Consider the following 18853-nt stretch of genomic DNA (forward strand, 5'->3'; position numbering starts at 1 on the left):
CAAACAAAACCTTTGTAAACCTATGCAAAAACCACTATTCAATCAAGCACTTCTGCTTAAAATGATGAAAATTTCGCTAACACAATGTTTTCTCGCATTTGTACTTGTGTTGCAGTCTTTGGCCCATGATGGCAAAGCACAAGATTTACTCGAAAAGAAAGTTTCGGTAAATCTGCAAAATGTAAATATGCAAGATGCCATTTCTGAAATCGGGAAAGTGGCAGATGCAAAGTTTTTTTATAGTTCAAAAGTAATTTTATCTGACAAGAAAATTAGCTTACAAGTACAAAATCAGCGATTTTCGGATGTGCTAAGTCAAGTTTTTTCGCCTTTACGGATTTCATATAAAGTTTATGGCAATCAGATTGTACTGAACTCAGCCATCGAAGAAACAAAGATACAAGACAACGATACAAACATTCCCGTTTTGCCAATTGCAGACCCAATTACGGGTAAAGTAATCTCTGTTAAAGGAGAAACTCTGCCAGGTGTAAGTGTGGTTGTGAAAGGCACTAAACGTGGCACCAGCACCGAAGTTGATGGAACATTCAAAATAAACGCTGATAAGGGAGAAGTTTTACAGTTTTCATTTATTGGCTACCAAAACCAAGAAATTACAGTTGGTGAAAACAATGTTATTAACGTTACGTTGGCAGAAGCCGCTTCTCAACTAAGCGAAGTTGTAGTAATTGGCTCACGAGGGCAGCCTCGTACTGACGTTGAGCGTCCAGTTCCAGTCGATGTGCTTAGTGCCAAAGAACTACAAGCAACAGGGCAAGTCGAACTTGGACAAATGGTACAATTTAATTCCCCTTCATTCAATTCGGCTAAAACTGGTATCAATGGTGTAGCCAATTATGCCGACCCTGCAACACTACGTGGTCTTTCGCCTGACCAAGTATTAGTTTTGGTCGATGGCAAACGTCGTCATCAGTTTTCTGCATTAAATCTCAACGTAACCGTTGGTTTAGGAACTGTCGTGACCGATATGAACTCAATTCCATCATTAGCTCTCGACCGAGTTGAAGTTTTGCGTGATGGTGCTGCTGCACAATATGGCTCTGATGCCATTGCAGGTATTGTCAATTTAGGTTTAAATAAAAGTGTTGGTAAGGGTACATTCAAAACCCAATTCGGGGTTACCAAAATGGGCGATGGAGGAACTTATATGGGTGCTTTGAATTACGGGTTTAAGCTGGGTAAAGAAAAAAGCTACCTTAATATGACTCTTCATTATCAGCACGCCAATGGCACCGACCGCTCTGATTTCTATAATCCAAGACCAGTTGCGGGCGGTACATATACAGGTATTTACTCGTCAACACAGGCTACTGATGAAGCAACTCTCAAAACAAGAGGCGTTTGGGGTGACTATGGCACATTTAAAGTAACAAAATACGGTAGTAATCAAAATACGGCTTACCAAGGTTTTTATAACTTAGGCTATCCGATTAATGAAAAATGGAATTTATACAGTTTTGGAGGTGTCTCGGCCAAAGATGTTTTAGCTTATGGATTTTTCAGAGTAGCCAACCCTTCCAATGCCAATTCAACTCCGGAGATTTTCCCTGATGGCTTTACGCCACAATTACCTGGTAAAACAATAGATTATTCTTCGGTAATAGGTGTAAATAGAAAGGTAATGGATGGTTGGAATCTGGATTTTAGTGCAGGATACGGCCATAATTATTTAGATTTATGGGCAAATAATACCGTAAACCCTTCGATGGGAGCATCTTCTCCTACTGAATTTTACGTTGGCCGAAGTGCAGTTGGGCAAACTACTATCGAGGCAAATATTTCAAAGAATTATAAAGGTTTGCTTGGTACAAAAAACACAAACATAGCATTTGGAAGTCAGTTCAGAGCCGAACAATTTCTCTTGAAGCAAGGCAGCCCCGAATCATATCAAGTTGGCCCATTGGCAACTTCTAAAAATAAAGCACCAGGTTCGAGTGGTCGCCCAGGAATTGCACCTGCCGATGAAACAGACGCTACAAGAAATAATATCGGTATATATGCAGACGTAGAAAGTGATATTACGAACAAGTTTTTGATTGCGGCAGCACTTCGCTATGAAAATTACAGTGATTTTGGTAGTAATGTCTCTGGAAAATTGGCGGCACGTTTGAAACTTAACGAAAGCATTTCAATCAGAGGTTCGATAAATAAAGGTTTTAGAGCTCCATCATTACAGCAAACATATAATAGCGTAACGACATCAACCGTACAGGCTGGGGCAATTATCCAAACCAAACAATTACCTAACTCCGACCCTCGCTTGGCTCAACTTGGTATCGAAAAACCAAAAGCAGAAAATTCGCTTAACTATAATTTAGGTATTACGGCCAAAGCAGGCGATAAATTTTTATTTACTCTGGATGCTTATCAAATTGATATCACCGACCGCATTATTCTTTCTGAGCGTATGATTGTGAGTAGCATTGCCTCCCTCAAACCATTATTCCCAGGAATTAGCGAAATACGTTTCTTTACTAATCATATCAACACTCGAACAAAAGGAATCGACTTCGTGACTACTTTCAATCATAAATTTAGCTCAAAAAGTAAACTCACGGCAAGTTTGGCCTTAACTTTCAATGAAACTAAGCTTACTTCGCAGAAACCAACCCCAAGTTTATTGCAGGCAGGCACAACCGCAAAGATTTTAATGATTGATACTGTGAGCATCAGCCTCATCGAAACGGCTCAGCCACGTCAGAAAATACTGGCATCGGTGGGTTATCAAATCAACAAATTCAATGCAAATGTTAGAGCTTCTTACTTTGGCCCAGTAACGGCTTGGGAAAAACCAACAGGGAAACCGCATATTACGCAAACATTCGGTGGAAAAACCCTCATTGATGTAGCTCTTACTTATGCTTTTTCTCCTAAGTTTTCACTCACTTTGGGTAGTAATAACATAACCGATGTTTATCCAGACAAAGTATTGACTAATTTTGCGGGATACACCAACGGTCAGATACCTTACACCCGAAACGCCAACCAATTTGGTTTCAATGGAGCATTTTATTATGTTAATGCTACAATAAATTTTTAGACTATTACAGACAAGAGATTTAAAAGACTAAATTTGTTGATTGATGGTATGAGAGGGCAGTTAAAAAATCAAGTTTTTATCGAATGTCAATGCTAAAAAATGGCTAACCTGTTTTTATTGATAATATGCCTTTCGTTGGGGGGAATCCTCCAACGAACCAAAGGCTTTCCGAAAGATGCCTATTTGGGTTTGAATGCAGTTATCATTAATATTTGTTTACCTGCACTGACGCTACTTTATACAAGCGAAATTTCTTTCAAAGCAAATCAGTTGCTCGTTATCCTGACGCCCTATATTCTATTCATAAGCTCATTTATATTTTTCAGAATCATTGCCAAAATCCTTCACTTCGACAGAAGCACGACAGGGGCATTGACAATAACGGCCGGCATTAGTAGCATTTCTTTTGTGGGCTTCCCAATTTTTGAATTATTGTACGGCAAAGCGGGCGTACAGATGGGAATTCTGATGAGTCAGGCAGGTTCGTTTGTAGTTTGTGGAACACTCGGAATCATGACGGCCTCTTATTATTCAGCCTCAGAGCCATCAGCGAAATCTATTATCAAAAGTATTTTCACATTTCCGCCGTTTGTAGCTTTTTGTGTGGCCGTTTGTTTAAATATCATTAACTTTCATTTTCCAAGTTATATAAGCGAAGTTTTACAAAAATTAGGTAGCCCGTTCACTGTACTTGCCTTATTATCAGTAGGTTTACAAATCAATGTATCTAAAGCAAATATTGCACAAAAACCATTAATATTTGGCTTATTTTTCAAACTATTGGTTGCACCATTGATAATCTTTGTATTATATCTTATATTGCTTCAACAAAACATTCTATTGCATGAAAACACTTGGATTGGTAAAATGTGCGTGGTTGGAGCAGCTTTGGGTTCGATGAATACAGCTTCAATTATTGCAATCAATCATAAATTAAACCCACCATTGGCAAGTTTAATGATTGGTATCAGTATCCCACTATCGCTAATAACAGCCATGCTATGGCACTATTTATTGATTTTTTTCTGAAATACACTTTTCAAAAATAACCCCAATAAAATTCCGAATAATAAAATTTCAAAATGAAAAAACTCTTTACTAACCTTACGTTTTGGGTACTTACTGCCATTGTTTGTGGTGTTTTGCTCGGCCATTACAATCCCGAATTTGCCCTGCACCAAATCTTTGAAAAAGGCTTTAAACAGAACCTAATTATTTCTGAATTTGAAATCAAAAATACATTTTCTGAGTTTCTGAGTAGCATATTCATTAGCTTCGTAAAACTTTTTATCAATCCAATCATTTTTCTAACAATCACACTCGGAATCATCTCGATGGGTGATTTGAAAAAAGTTGGGAAAGTTGGAGCAAAAGCTTTAATCTATTTTGAAGTAGTTACTACCATAGCATTATTGGTAGGCGTTGTGGTGGCCAATGTAATCCGCCCAGGTGATGGCGTTGTTACTGACGCTATCAAAGGTGGGGATATTTCAAAATATACCAAAAGTGCCACTGAATTTAGTTGGCTGAAGTTCTTCTTAGATAATGTTACGCTCCAAGTTTTGGTCATTGCCATAGTACTGGGAATTGTACTAAGTAATTATTCAGGCCGACAAAAAGTGGTTGATTTTCTTGCTCCCATCTCAAAAAAAGTATTTTGGGCTTTGCATAAAGTTATGCTTTTTGCACCAATCGGGGCATTTGGTGGTATGGCTTTCACGATTGCCAAGTACGGTATTCAAACCCTCCTCCCACTCGCCAAATTGATGGGAACAGTCTATGTAACAATGGCAATCTTTGTTTTTGTAGTACTTTATTTTATTCTGCGATACTATAAAATTAGTCTTTGGAAATTCTTGAAATTTATTCGTGAAGAACTACTCATTGTACTCGGTACATCTTCTTCAGAGGCAGGTTTGCCATCATTGATGGAGAAATTGGAGAAAATGGGCTGCTCAAAATCAGTGGTTGGATTGGTTGTTCCTGCGGGTTATTCGTTCAATCTTGATGGTACGACTATCTATCTCTCAATGGCCGTTATTTTCTTGGCACAAGTTTTCAATGTTCATCTGGATATTCAGCAAATTCTGACAATCGTTGGTATCTTAATGGTAACATCGAAAGGAGCAGCGGGCGTAACTGGTAGCGGATTTATTGTACTGGCCTCAACCCTAACGGCTCTAAAAGTTATTCCAGTAGAAGGTTTAGCACTGCTTTTGGGGGTTGACAGATTTATGTCAGAAGCCCGTGCCATTACAAACTTCATCGGAAACGGCGTAGCCACAATTTGGATTTCAAATAACGAAAACGAATTCGACCGCTCTAAAATGGAAGCAGCCTTTGCTCACGTTGACGATTATGAGAATATTGTGAAAGACAACATCAATAATAAGTAAGAAAGTATGCAAAAAGCTGTTTTTATAGGCAAAAACAGTTATTTAATCAAAAAAAGGCTATTTTTCTTTAACTCTAAAAACTTTCAGCCTTACCTTCGCATCATCAAACTAATTTTATTCGAAAATGAGTAAACAAAATTTAAAAGAAGAGGCACTTCATTACCACGCAAAAGGGCGTCCGGGTAAAATCGAAGTGATTCCGACAAAAGAGTATGCTACTCAAAAAGACTTATCTTTGGCATATTCACCAGGGGTAGCCGACCCATGTATGGCTATTTTTGAAAATCCCGAAGACGTATATAAATATACGGCAAAGGGGAATCTTGTGGCTGTAATCTCAAACGGAACTGCCGTTTTGGGTTTGGGTGATATTGGCCCAGCCGCAGGAAAACCCGTAATGGAAGGAAAAGGGCTTTTATTTAAAATTTATGCCGATATTGATGTATTTGATATTGAATTAAATACCAAAGATGTTGACGAATTTGTACGTACAGTAAAAATTCTTGAACCAACTTTCGGCGGAGTAAACCTTGAAGATATTTCTGCCCCCGAATGCTTTGAAATTGAAGAACGCTTAAAGGCTGAACTGAATATTCCAGTAATGCACGACGACCAACATGGTACGGCCATAATTTCGTCGGCTGCATTGCTAAATGCTCTCGAATTAGTAGAAAAAGATATTTCTCAAGTAAAAATTATCATCAACGGTGCAGGTGCTTCGGCCATTTCTTGTACTCGCTTGTATAATTCGTTGGGTGCTGATAAAAAGAACATTTTCATGTTTGATAGCAAAGGTTTGATTCACCCGAGTCGCACGAATTTGGATGGAAAGAAAATCGAATTTGCAAATGATAATATGTTAGCCGAGACTACATTAGCAGAAGCTTTGGTTGATGCTGATGTATTTGTGGGTCTTTCAAAAGGGAATATTTTGAGCCAAGACATGGTAAAATCAATGGCAAAAGATGCGATTGTTTTTGCAATGGCCAATCCAACACCAGAGATTTCTTACGAAGATGCGATTGCTGCCCGTGAAGATATTATCATGGCAACTGGTCGTTCGGATTACCCGAATCAAGTGAATAACGTACTTGGTTTCCCATACATTTTCCGTGGTGCATTAGATGTTCGCTCGAAGGTTATCAACGAAGAAATGAAGTTGGCAGCCGTACGAGCATTGGCCGATTTGGCTAAAAAACCTGTGCCTGATGTAGTGAATTTGGCCTATGGAGAAACAAATTTGGTTTTTGGTCGAAATTATATCATTCCAAAACCAGTTGACCCTCGCTTACTCACAACAGTTGCTCCTGCAGTAGCCAAAGCAGCCATGGAAAGTGGAGTAGCGAAATTCCCGATAACTGATTGGGAAGCTTACGACACAATGTTGGCTAAACGCTTAGGTCAAGATAACTCGCTCAAGAAAGTAATCACGAATAAAGCTAAACTTCACCCTAAACGTGTGGTTTTTGCCGATGCCGAAAACTTGACGGTTCTGAAGGCTGCTCAAGAAGTACAAGACGAGAAAATTGCAACGCCAATTCTGTTAGGAAATGTTGCAAAAATCAATCAATTGCTCGAAGAAAACAACATCGACCTACCTTACGCAGAAATCATCGACTCTCGCTCGGCTGACCAAGAAGAACGTTTGGCAAGATTTGGGGCTATTTTCTACGAAAAACGTAAGCGTAAAGGCTACAATCATTTTGAGGCGATGCAGTTGATGCGTAATCGTAACTATTTTGGTGCGATGATGGTAGAGACAGGCGAAGCTGATGCCATGATTGGCGGTATGACACGCAATTACCCTGAAACAATTCGTCCAGCACTTCAAATTATTGGTCGTCAAGACGGTGTGAAGAAAGTTTCGGGTATGTATATATTAATGAGTCGTTTTGGCCCACTTTTCTTGGCCGATACGACCGTAAACTTCAATCCAACTGCTGAGGAAATCGTGGAAATTACCGAATTGGCAGCCAAAGAAGTAGAGAAATTCAATATCAAGCCAAGAATAGCCTTATTGACTTACTCAAATTTTGGAAGTGCTGACGGCGATGATGCAGTTAAAATGCAAAAAGCGGTAAGCATTTTGAAAGACAAACACCCAACAATGGTTGTCGATGGCGAAATGCAAGCACACTTACCATTTGATATTGATTTATTAAAGGAAAATCACCCATTCAGCGATTTAGTTGATGGCCGTGCCAATACATTGATTTTCCCGAATTTGTCGGCATCAAATATTGCTTACAATATTGTGAAAGAAGTAGCAAACATTGATAAAATTGGACCAATCCTATTAGGTTTGAAAAAACCAGTTCACGTACTCCAACTCGGTAGTACAGTACGTGAAATTGTAGATATGGTGGCCATTGCAGTTGTAGAAGCACAGGGATTAAAATAATACTTCCAAAAATAATATTTAACCCTTGCAGGATTCTTTCATCCTGCAAGGGTTTTATTATGTAGCACTTTTCAACTTATTGATACAAATATTTACTTATTTCGTCAAAACAATTTGCACTATATGAAAACATCAACATATATTTGTATTGTAATCACAAACAAAGATGGTAGCAGAAGCAAACGACATAAAAATCAATAAAGAAAAATATGAAAAAGCAGCCTATATCTTAAAGGCCGTGGCTCATCCTACTCGTTTGGCTATCATTCAGCTATTGGATATTCAAGATAATCTAACAGTAAACGAAATCTGCGAAACGCTCGAATGTGAGCAATCATTGATTTCGCACCACTTGATAAACATGAAATTACGTGGGATTCTGAAATCTCAAAAAGATGGCCTCAACGTTTATTATTCACTCAAACAACGTGAAATCACCAAACTATTGAGCTGCATTGAAAACTGTGAATGCAATATGTGATATTTTTTTAGCAAACTATATGAATAAATCAACATATAAACATTTTAAATAAATAAGTTTGATAGAGCATCAAACTTATTAGCTTTTTACAGTACAAATTACATAAACGCATGGAAATACTTGGTTTTATAGGAGCATTAATGATGGGCTTGACACTTGGGCTAATCGGCGGAGGCGGCTCAATTCTTACAGTACCTATTTTAGTTTATTTATTCTCAGTTGATACAGTTTTGGCAACGGCCTATTCACTATTTATCGTCGGGCTTACGAGTCTGATTGGTTCATTTAGTCATATTTCGCAGAGAAATGTGCACTGGCGTACAGCAATCGTCTTTGGTATTCCGTCGATTATCAGTGTTTACCTGACTCGTATGTATTTTGTGCCTCTTATTCCTGAACAAATTCTTACGGTGGGCAGTTTTTCACTCACAAAACCTATTTTGATTCTGATTTTCTTTGCTGTTTTGATGGTTTTTGCTTCATACACCATGATTCGTGAATGCAAGAAATGCAAAGAAAAACAAGTTGGCGAAATCGAATATAATTATCCATTGATTTTGCTGGAAGGCTTGGTAGTTGGCACAATCACGGGGCTTGTTGGTGCAGGTGGAGGATTTTTGATAATTCCTGCGTTGGTCATATTGGCTAAACTGCCAATGAAACAAGCAGTCGGTACCTCGTTGGTAATTATTGCTCTCAAATCTTTGATTGGTTTTGTGGGAGATATAAAGGGTAGTGAAGCTATAAATTGGCACTTTTTGGGCAATTTCTCGGTTATAGCTATAATCGGAATTGTGCTTGGAAGTATGCTTTCTAAAAAAGTTTCGGATGAAAAACTAAAACCTGCCTTCGGATATTTTGTCTTGGTCATGGGGCTTTATATCATCACGAAAGAGTTATTTTTTCATCACGCCTAAATAAAGAAAAGTATTAATAAATGCACTTAGAACCAAAATATTAAAGCACTTTAGAACAATGATAGTAGAACAAATTTATACGGGATGTCTCGCACAAGGAGCATATTATATTGAGTCAGCAGGCGAAGTTGCCATCATTGACCCACTTCGTGAGGTACATTCTTACGTAAATAAGGCTGCAAAAAATAACGCCAAAATCAAATACATTTTCGAGACTCACTTTCATGCTGATTTTGTTTCGGGCCATGTAGAATTGGCTCAAAAAACTGGAGCATCAATCGTTTATGGGCCAAATGCTACTCCTTCATTTGAGTGTATTGTTGCGGAAGATGGACAGATTTTTGAAATCGGAAAAATCAAAATCAAAGTGATTCATACACCTGGCCATACAATGGAATCATCGTGTTATTTACTAATCGACGAAAATGGTGTAGAAAATTGTATTTTCACGGGTGATACTTTGTTTATCGGAGACGTTGGCCGTCCAGATTTGGCACAAAAATCAAATCTCACTATCGAAGATTTAGCGAGCTATTTATATACTTCGTTGCACACAAAAATCATGACTTTGCCTGATAATTTGATTGTCTATCCTGCTCACGGTGCGGGTTCGGCGTGTGGCAAAAATATGAGCAAAGAAACGTATGACACACTCGGAAATCAGAAAAAAGTAAATTACGCACTTCAACCACAAAGCAAAGAGCAGTTTATTGCGGCAGTAACCGATGGACTCACGCCCCCACCCTACTACTTTCCGAAAAACGTAATGATAAACAAAACGGGGGCAAAAACGATTGATGAGGTGAAAACAAGCATTCAGGCACTTTCGCCAGAGGCATTTGAAGTGGCAGCCAACGAACTTAGTGCTGTAATGATTGATACTCGTGCGGCTCAGAGTTTCAAAGATGGATTTGTACCAAACTCAATCAATATCGGTATCAAAGGCGACTTTGCCCCTTGGGTTGGTACACTCATCACTGACATTGAACAACCGATTTTATTTATTGCTGATAAAGAAAATATCGACGATGTAATCACTCGACTTTCGAGAGTTGGTTATGATAATATCGTTGGTTATTTACAAGGTGGTATCAAATCATGGATTGAAGCAGGAAAAGAAATTGATACAATTGAATCTATTTCGGCAGAGGATTTTGCTAAAATATACGCCGAAAATGAAGGCAAACTCTTGGTAAAAGACGTAAGAAAAGAAACAGAGTATCGTGCCGAACACGTTGAAGAAGCCGAATGTGTTTCGTTGGCATATTTGAGCAACAATATGGCAGCTTTCTCTAAAGATGAAACTAATTATATTCATTGTGCAGGTGGGTACCGCTCAATGATTGCAGCATCAATCTTGAAATCCCGAGGATATGAAAATATCGTAGATATAGCTGGAGGTTTTGCTGCCATCGCCAAAACCGAAGTACCTCGTTCAAACTTTGTTTGTCAGTCGAAATTAAAAGTTTAAAGAAAATAAGTAATGCTTAGGGTAGAATAAATGGAAAAAAAGGTAAGGTCAATTTTATACCTTACCTTTCTATAAAACCCTAATTAATCTGGATAGTATTCGTAACACCAAAAGTAAAAAGTAAACTATAAATTAATTATGATAGAACTCATAAAACAACCCTGGCATTGGGCAGTTGCTGGTGTGATGATTGGATTGACAGTGCCAACTTTATTACTCATAGGCAATAAAACCTTTGGTATTTCGTCTTCGCTTCGTCATATATGTGCGGCCTGTTTTCCAGCAAATATTTCGTTTTTTAAATACGATTGGAAAAAAGAAATCTGGAATCTATTCTTTGTAGTTGGTGTACTTTTGGGCGGAATAATTGGAAGTCAATTTCTTTCAAATCCGAATGAATTTATAGTGAATGAAAACACAGTTAAAGATTTAAAAGCATTAGGTGTGTCAGATTTTTCGTCAATGATGCCCGCTGATATTTTTAGTGTAGAAAATATTTTCACACTAAAAGGGCTAATTTTCTTTGTTGTGGGTGGTTTGATGGTCGGTTTCGGAACTCGCTATGCGGGTGGTTGTACATCGGGTCATGCAATTATGGGTTTATCTAACCTACAATTACCTTCACTGATTGCCACTATCAGCTTCATGGTTGGAGGTTTCGCCATGACGCATTTAATCATGCCTTACATCTTTAAATTATTCTAATCATGACAAAAGCTAATAAAGTAGAAGATATTATTATTGAAGAATTTGTGTGCGAAGCTCCCAACAACCAAGTAAAAAAGGAAAGCTTTGCCAGTAATTTCAAATACCTAATTGTAGGAACAATCTTCGGGATTGTTTTTGTAAAAGCCGAAATCATTTCATGGTTTAGAATTCAGGAAATGTTCCGCTTACAATCCTTTCACATGTATGGTGTAATCGGTACGGCAGTGGTTGTTGGTATGATTTCAGTTCAATTGATTAAGCGTTTCAATATCAAGACTTTATCGGGCGAAACAGTTTTGATTCCAAATAAAACTTTCAATAAAGGACAAATCTACGGCGGACTCATTTTTGGACTCGGCTGGGCGATTACAGGTGCTTGCCCTGGCCCGCTATTTGCCCAAATCGGTAGTGGATTTTTAGCAATTACGGTGACATTTGCCAGTGCAGTAGCAGGAACTTGGCTCTATGGGGCATTCAAAAACAAATTGCCCCATTGATGTTTTAGGTCTTGTAAATTAACACAAATTGAGGTTAGATAATTTATTGGTCAGTAAATCTAACCTCTTTTTTATTGCCCTTTTTAGCCATAAATGAGCATTTTGATGAAAAAGATTGATAATAAGTCTCGAACGAGTCTGAATAACCTACTAAAAATCATCGTATGGTTGCTTGGTTCTTCTGTGTTTTTAGTCATTGCTGCCATGTTTTATTTCATAGGAATCTTCAATTCTAAAACTGAAAATGCTGCTTCCAAAACTTTTGAAAAGAAACCATATAAACCCGAAAAACCAGTTTGGAAGCTCATCAGTATGGATGCCGTAGTACATGAGCCAGACCCTGAACTTGTAAAATATGGCCGAGAATTAATAGCCAATACTGCTTACTATTTAGGCCCAAAAGGAAAAGTTGCTCAACAAACCAATGGTATGAATTGTCAAAATTGTCATTTAGATGCGGGTTCACGGGTTTGGGGCAATAATTATGGGGCAGTCGCTTCAACTTACCCAAAATTCAGAGAGCGGTCGGGGTCAAAAGAAAGTATAGTGAAACGAGTAAATGACTGTCTGGAACGCAGCTTAAACGGTAGAGGACTTGACAGTAATAGCAGAGAAATGCGGGCAATGGTGAGTTATATAAAATTTTTAGGGCAATTAGTGCCAAAAGATTCGATTCCAAACGGTACTGGGATTTGGAAACTAAAATATCTAAATCGAGCCGCTGACCCCACAAAAGGACAAATTGCTTATGAACAAAAATGTGTTAGCTGCCACGGACTAAATGGAGAAGGAGTAAAAAATACGGAAGGATTCGGCTATACGTATCCTCCACTTTGGGGCGAACATTCTTATAATATTGGTGCGGGACTTTTTCGCCTTTCAAGATTGGCTGGCTATATAAAAACAAATATGCCTTACGGTGTAAGCTACGAAAAACCTCAATTATCTGACGAAGAAGCGTGGGATATTGCCGCTTATATCAATTCTCGACCTCGACCAACAAAAGATTTGAGTAAAGATTGGCCAAAAGTTTCTGGCAAACCAATTGACCACCCATTCGGCCCATACTCCGACAACTATTCAGAAGAACAGCATAAATTCGGGCCGTTTAAGCCAATTGATGATTTCAAGAAGGCTCAGAAAATGAAATAATTTCTAAAAACTCATGCAAAAGTCGATTCCAATCATAACTATTGAGCAACTTAACTCGTGCGATAAAAACATCTTGATGAAGCTTGATATTCGTCGGTTAGAAGACCACGTGAAAACGCTTTCGTCGGCAGATTTTCCGCACCGTCATGACTTTTTTAACCTAATTTATATCAAACAAGGAAGCGGCACACACGATATTGATTTTAAGAGATTTATAGTTGAGCCAAAGCAAATGTTTTTCATGAATGATGGGCAGGTACATGAGTGGTATTTGAGTGCCGATACCGTCGGTTATACACTTTTTTTCAAGAAAGAATTTTATGAGGTTATCGAGAAGGGGCTTTCGCTGCAAGCCTTACCTTTTTTCAATAATAGCCACAATGATGCCCCAATGGTAGTGTTTTCGGAAGAAGATAGTCAGCGAATTGAAAATCTTTTTGAAGAAATTATTACTGAATTTAAAGCCAATCTCCCCCACCGTGATACACTTATTAAATCTTTGCTGAAAATGATTTTGATTCATTCGATTAGGGTTTATGAGCCACTCTACAAAGACGATAGTACCGAACTAAATGTTTCAAAAATCAGAAGTTTTGAACTTCTCATCGAAAAGCATTTCAAAGAATATAAATCTGTAAAAGATTTTGCCGATAAACTAAATATTACGCCCAATTATCTAAACGCCATTTGCACAAAAACAGTTGGACGGACAGCGGGCGAGCTTATTAGAGATAGAATTGTGCTGGAAGCTAAACGCTTATTACTTCACTCCTCTATTTCAGTCTGCGAAATGGCCTATCATTTAGGATATGACGACTGTTCTTATTTTATCAGAGTTTTTAAAAAAGAAGTTGGCTCAACGCCTGAGCAATTTCGCTTAATTAATCGCCCTTAAATACCTATGAAAACAACACTCGACAACTGGAAATTGTGGTTGATTGTAAGTCTAACTCTCGGCTTAGCACCATTCGTTCCAGAACCTCACATCGTTGGCAAACTCCGTTGGCTCATAGGTGGAGCGGTGGGTATGCAACCAATCGACTGGTTCGACTTATTGCAACATGGCTTTCCGTTTATACTACTTTTTAGAGCATTAATTATCAAATTTTGCAAATAGTACTTTTTACGTATTATTAAAATAAAAATAAGTAAATAGTACTACAAAAGTATGAGAATAGCCTACAAAAAAGTAAATATTTCGACCGAAATTTGTGCTATCAATTAATCATAAAAGTAAATAATAGTATAAATATATGTTTGGCAAAGGCTCAAGATTATATAGCATTTTTGCGATGAAATGTCCAAGATGCCACGAGGGTGACGTTTTTGAAACGCATAATCCCTATCAAAAAATGACTGCTATTAAAGAAACTTGTCCGCATTGCGGCCTACGCTATGAAAAAGAAATGGGTTTCTTTTATGGTGCTATGTACGTGAGTTATATGCTTAATATTGCCCTGTTTGTTACTTCGGTTGTAGCTTATTTTATTTTACTCGACCAATACATCAGTGGCACATTACTTATGGTTATTTATGTTTCGTTGACTGTTATCTTAATGCCAGTTTATTATCGACTTTCACGTACAATATGGCTGAATTTCTTTAATAGCTACGCACCCGAAAAGCGTGGAACAAAATAAGTTTTTTCAAGAGGAGATTTACTTATTAAATTTCCTCTTTCTTTCATCAATACCTCTAAATATCTAAACTAAGTGCTTTATCTGCACTTTTTACAGCATTTATAGTACAAATCATTGAACATGATTTTGCTCATTTTTCTACGCTCAATTTATCTCGAATTTTGACTCAATAATTCAACATAAACACTTGAATCTTGGGTAAAAAATTGTTGCCACTAAATGGTTTATTTTCTCTATCTATATGAAAATATTATCATTTAATCATCCGAAAAATAGTAAAACAATGAAAATCGAACAAATTTATACGGGTTGTTTGGCTCACGCCGCATATTATCTTAAAAGTAATGGAGAAGCTGCCATTTTCGACCCTCTTCGTGAGGTGCAACCATACATTAATCGAGCAGAAAAAGATGGTGCAAAAATCAAATATGTCTTTGAAACGCATTTTCATGCCGATTTTGTGAGTGGACACCTTGATTTAGCACAAAAAACTGGAGCAAAAATCGTTTATGGACCAACCGCCAAACCTGCATTTGAGGCAATTATCGCCGAAGACAATCAGATTTTTGAAGTAGGTGCTTGCAAAGTGAAAGCCATTCATACCCCAGGCCACACAATGGAAAGTACAACGTATTTGCTCATTGATGAAAATGGCAAAGAACACGGCTTAATTACTGGCGATACTCTTTTCATTGGTGATGTTGGTCGACCAGATTTAGCCCAACATGTCATTGCAGATTTGACCCAAGAGAAACTCGCTGGACATCTTTTTGAATCACTTCGCAACAAAATAATGCCTTTGTCCGATGATTTGATTGTTTATCCAAATCACGGTGCGGGTAGTGCTTGCGGAAAAATGATGAGCAAAGAGACTACCGATACACTCGATAATCAGAAAAGGTTTAATTATGCACTGCGTGCTGATATGACCAAAGAAGAATTTATAAAAGAGGTGCTGAATGGACTCACTACTCCCCCCGCTTATTTCCCAAAAAATGTATTAATGAATATCAAAGGCTATGAAAGCATTGATACGGTTTTAGATAGAGGTGAAAAAGCTCTTTCGGCAAATGATTTTGAAGTAATTGCCAACGAAACCGAAGCATTGATTTTAGATAGCCGTCAAACTGATGATTTTGCCGCAGGATTTATCCCGAATAGCATAAACATTGGTCTGGATAGCAATTTTGCGATGTGGGTTGGAGAATTAATTCCTGATATTAATCAAGAAATCTTGCTTGTAACAGATGAAGGAAAAGAAGAAGAAACCATCACTCGATTGGCTCGTGTAGGATACGACCACGCCATCGGATTTTTGAATGGCGGTTTTAAAACATGGAAAGAAGCAGGAAAAGATATTGAAACTATCACTCGTATTTCGGCAGAAGAATTTGCGACATCCTACGAAAACAAGCAACCTATAATATTTGATGTTAGAAAGAAAAGTGAGTTTGATTCTGAGCATATTATCGGAGCTAAGAACATACCTCTCAATGCCATTAACGAACATTTAGCCGAAATTCCAAAAAACCAAGCGTTTATTTTACATTGTGCTGGCGGCTATCGAAGCATGATTGCTGCTTCGATTTTGAAACAAAGAGGCTGGGATAATTTTGTGGATGTCAGAGGTGGCTTCACTGCTATCTCAAAGACCAATGTCCCGAAAACAGCTTACGTTTGTCCAAGCACACTTTTGTAGTTGATAAATACCTCAGCAATGGCCAGTAGTACTTGGTCATTTCAAGTGTTTCTGGCTATTTTGTATTTCATTCATACATATTTTCTATTCTGTAAAAAACTAAGCGATAGCGTTTATTGTCGATTGGCTACTTAATTTGTAACTTTACGCCAAAAATAATAAAACATTATACAAATGCTTGATTTAAACGGCAAAGCAATTCTGATTACAGGTGGAACGGGTTCTTTTGGTAAGAAATTAGTCGAGACTATTTTCAATCGTTTCCCAGATGTTCGTCGAGTAGTGATTTATTCTCGTGACGAATTGAAACAGTTTGAAATGCAACAAACTTACCCTCAAAATAAGTATCCAAATATACGTTTTTTCATTGGTGATGTACGTGACGGCGAGCGTTTGAAGCGTGCTTGTGAAGGTATCGACTACATCATTCATGCTGCGGCTTTGAAACAAGTTCCTGCGGCTGAATATAACCCAATGGAGTGCATCAAAACCAATGTTTTTGGTGCAGAAAATGTCATAAACGCAGCTTTGGCCAATAATATTCAGAAAGTTGTAGCTTTATCTACCGACAAAGCAGCTGCTCCAATAAACCTTTATGGTGCTACAAAACTCTGCTCGGATAAACTATTTGTGGCAGCAAACAATATGAGAGGTAGCCGTCAGATTACATTTTCGGTAGTAAGATACGGTAATGTGATTGGGTCTCGCGGTTCAGTAATGCCATTTTTCTTAGAAAAAGCAAAAACTGGCGTGTTACCAATCACCGACGAACGTATGACTCGCTTTAACATTTCGTTGGAAGATGGCGTTGAAATGGTACTTTATGCTCTCGAAAATGCTTGGGGTGGCGAAATTTATGTACCGAAAATTCCTTCGTACAGAATTACAGACGTAGCTGAAGCAATCGGGCCAAACTGCGAACACCCAAAAGTTGGTATCCGCCCAGGTGAAAAACTACACGAAGAAATGATTACCGAAACTGATTCGCTAAGCACAATCGAGACAAAAAAATACTACGTAATCATGCCGTTTTCACCTATTTGGAATACTGAAGAATACTTGAAGCATTTCGGAGCATCGTTTGTTGAAGAAGGTTTCAAATATAATTCGGGAACAAACAACGAATGGCTAACAGTTGAGCAAATTCGTGAAGAGATAAAAACCCACATTGACGCTGATTTTCAGCCAAGATAATTCTAAAAAATGATTCCATACGGAAAACAACATATTACTGACGAAGATATTGCTGCGGTCATTGAAACGCTAAAATCTCCGTTTTTGACCTCTGGGCCTAAAGTTGCTGAATTTGAGGCGGCTTTTGCTAAATATATTGGTTGTAAATATGCCGTAGCGGTGGCCAATGGTACGGCCGCTTTGCATATTTCGTGCATGGCTTTGGGAGTTAATTCATCTTCAAAAGTTATCACTACGCCTATCACTTTCTCGGCCTCGGCCAACTGTGTGCGTTATTGTGGCGGTGAAGTTGTATTTGCCGATATTAATCCAGAAACAGTTTTATTGGATATTGAGAAGGTAAGAAATTTACTCGAACAACACCCAAAAGGTACTTTTGAAGGTATTATTCCTGTTGATTTTGCGGGCTATCCCGTTGATTTGGAAGCATTTAGAAAACTGGCCGACGAATACGGCTTATGGGTTTTGGAAGATGCTTGTCATGCTCCAGGTGGTAGTTTTATTGATAGTTCTGGCAAAAATCATCGTTGCGGAGATAGCTCATTGGCTGATTTAGCTATTTTTTCGTTTCATCCAGTGAAGCACATTGCTACTGGTGAAGGAGGAATGGTGACAACAAACGACGAAGAACTTTACAAAAAACTCAAACAATATCGTTCGCACGGAATGGTTTATCAAGGCGACTCCGCTTTGATAGAAAATCACGGTGGTTGGTACATGGAATTGCAAGAACTGGGCTATAATTACCGTATGCCCGATGTACTTTGTAATTTAGGAATTTCTCAACTAAAACGTGCTGATGAAGGTCTCGAAAAACGTCAAGCAATTGCTAAACGTTATGATGAAGCGTTTGCTGGTACAAATGTAAAAACTATCATTCCACCAGCTCATGTAAGTCATGCGTATCACTTGTATGTGATTCAGATTGAAGACCGCAAAGGATTATATGATTATTTGAGAACGAAACAGATTTTCAGTCAAGTACACTATATTCCTGTGCATTTAATGCCCTATTATAAAGGACTCGGAAGTAAAGCAGGCGATTTTCCGAATGCTGAAAAGTATTATGAACATTGCTTGAGTATTCCGATGTACCCGACGCTTACGTTAGAAGAACAAGAATTTGTTATTTCGGAAATACTGGGTTTTGTGCAATAAAATTATTTCTGTAGAGACGTTGCATATGCCGAGCGAAGTAGGGTTGAACCCTATTAAGGCGAAATGGAGTTGTCCTTT

Annotated in this window: 16 protein-coding genes; all 16 read left to right on the plus strand. The window is 38.1% G+C overall.

The window, feature by feature from the left end; all coding sequences use genetic code 11:
• Positions 1 to 22: 22 nt before the first annotated feature.
• Positions 23 to 3061 (plus strand): TonB-dependent receptor, encoded by a 3039-nt coding sequence (locus IEX65_RS12600; protein WP_188766421.1) that lies wholly within the window; start codon positions 23 to 25, stop codon positions 3059 to 3061.
• A gap of 99 nt (positions 3062 to 3160) precedes the next feature.
• Positions 3161 to 4090: an AEC family transporter gene (locus IEX65_RS12605; RefSeq protein WP_188766422.1), complete on the plus strand. Its 930-nt coding sequence runs from the start codon at positions 3161 to 3163 to the stop codon at positions 4088 to 4090.
• 53 nt (positions 4091 to 4143) lie between these two features.
• A complete protein-coding gene (locus IEX65_RS12610; RefSeq protein WP_188766423.1) occupies positions 4144 to 5457 on the plus strand; it encodes a cation:dicarboxylate symporter family transporter in 1314 nt (437 codons plus the stop codon).
• Positions 5458 to 5581: 124 nt separating this feature from the next.
• Positions 5582 to 7858 (plus strand): NADP-dependent malic enzyme, encoded by a 2277-nt coding sequence (locus IEX65_RS12615; protein ID WP_188766424.1) that lies wholly within the window; start codon positions 5582 to 5584, stop codon positions 7856 to 7858.
• 166 nt (positions 7859 to 8024) lie between these two features.
• The gene (locus IEX65_RS12620; RefSeq protein WP_188766425.1) at positions 8025 to 8339 is read left to right on the plus strand and encodes an ArsR/SmtB family transcription factor; all 315 of its coding nucleotides are present in this window, start codon (positions 8025 to 8027) and stop codon (positions 8337 to 8339) included.
• 110 nt (positions 8340 to 8449) lie between these two features.
• Positions 8450 to 9256, plus strand: coding sequence for a sulfite exporter TauE/SafE family protein (locus IEX65_RS12625; RefSeq protein ID WP_188766426.1), 807 nt, complete (start codon positions 8450 to 8452; stop codon positions 9254 to 9256).
• Between the two features lie 58 nt (positions 9257 to 9314).
• The gene (locus tag IEX65_RS12630) at positions 9315 to 10727 is read left to right on the plus strand and encodes an MBL fold metallo-hydrolase (RefSeq protein ID WP_188766427.1); all 1413 of its coding nucleotides are present in this window, start codon (positions 9315 to 9317) and stop codon (positions 10725 to 10727) included.
• A gap of 138 nt (positions 10728 to 10865) precedes the next feature.
• Positions 10866 to 11432 carry a YeeE/YedE family protein gene (locus IEX65_RS12635; protein WP_188766428.1) on the plus strand — a complete coding sequence of 189 codons (567 nt, stop codon included), beginning with the start codon at positions 10866 to 10868 and terminating at the stop codon, positions 11430 to 11432.
• 2 nt (positions 11433 to 11434) lie between these two features.
• Positions 11435 to 11932 (plus strand): DUF6691 family protein, encoded by a 498-nt coding sequence (locus IEX65_RS12640; protein ID WP_188766429.1) that lies wholly within the window; start codon positions 11435 to 11437, stop codon positions 11930 to 11932.
• Positions 11933 to 12037: 105 nt separating this feature from the next.
• Entirely contained in the window at positions 12038 to 13084 is a 1047-nt protein-coding gene (locus IEX65_RS12645; protein WP_188766430.1) for a c-type cytochrome, read from the plus strand.
• Between the two features lie 13 nt (positions 13085 to 13097).
• Positions 13098 to 13979 (plus strand): AraC family transcriptional regulator, encoded by an 882-nt coding sequence (locus IEX65_RS12650; protein WP_188766431.1) that lies wholly within the window; start codon positions 13098 to 13100, stop codon positions 13977 to 13979.
• Positions 13980 to 13985: 6 nt separating this feature from the next.
• Positions 13986 to 14201: a hypothetical protein gene (locus tag IEX65_RS12655; protein ID WP_188766432.1), complete on the plus strand. Its 216-nt coding sequence runs from the start codon at positions 13986 to 13988 to the stop codon at positions 14199 to 14201.
• A 235-nt stretch (positions 14202 to 14436) separates the two neighbouring features.
• Complete coding sequence (locus IEX65_RS12660) at positions 14437 to 14724, plus strand: DUF983 domain-containing protein (RefSeq protein WP_229250648.1); 288 nt, start codon at positions 14437 to 14439, stop codon at positions 14722 to 14724.
• A gap of 283 nt (positions 14725 to 15007) precedes the next feature.
• Entirely contained in the window at positions 15008 to 16423 is a 1416-nt protein-coding gene (locus tag IEX65_RS12665) for an MBL fold metallo-hydrolase (RefSeq protein WP_188766434.1), read from the plus strand.
• A gap of 174 nt (positions 16424 to 16597) precedes the next feature.
• Entirely contained in the window at positions 16598 to 17617 is a 1020-nt protein-coding gene (gene pseB / locus IEX65_RS12670) for a UDP-N-acetylglucosamine 4,6-dehydratase (inverting) (protein WP_188766435.1), read from the plus strand.
• 9 nt (positions 17618 to 17626) lie between these two features.
• Positions 17627 to 18775 carry a UDP-4-amino-4,6-dideoxy-N-acetyl-beta-L-altrosamine transaminase gene (gene pseC / locus IEX65_RS12675; protein WP_188766436.1) on the plus strand — a complete coding sequence of 383 codons (1149 nt, stop codon included), beginning with the start codon at positions 17627 to 17629 and terminating at the stop codon, positions 18773 to 18775.
• Positions 18776 to 18853: the final 78 nt, after the last annotated feature.

The organism is Emticicia aquatilis (genome assembly GCF_014644295.1).
GTDB classification, from domain to species: Bacteria; Bacteroidota; Bacteroidia; order Cytophagales; family Spirosomataceae; genus Emticicia; species Emticicia aquatilis.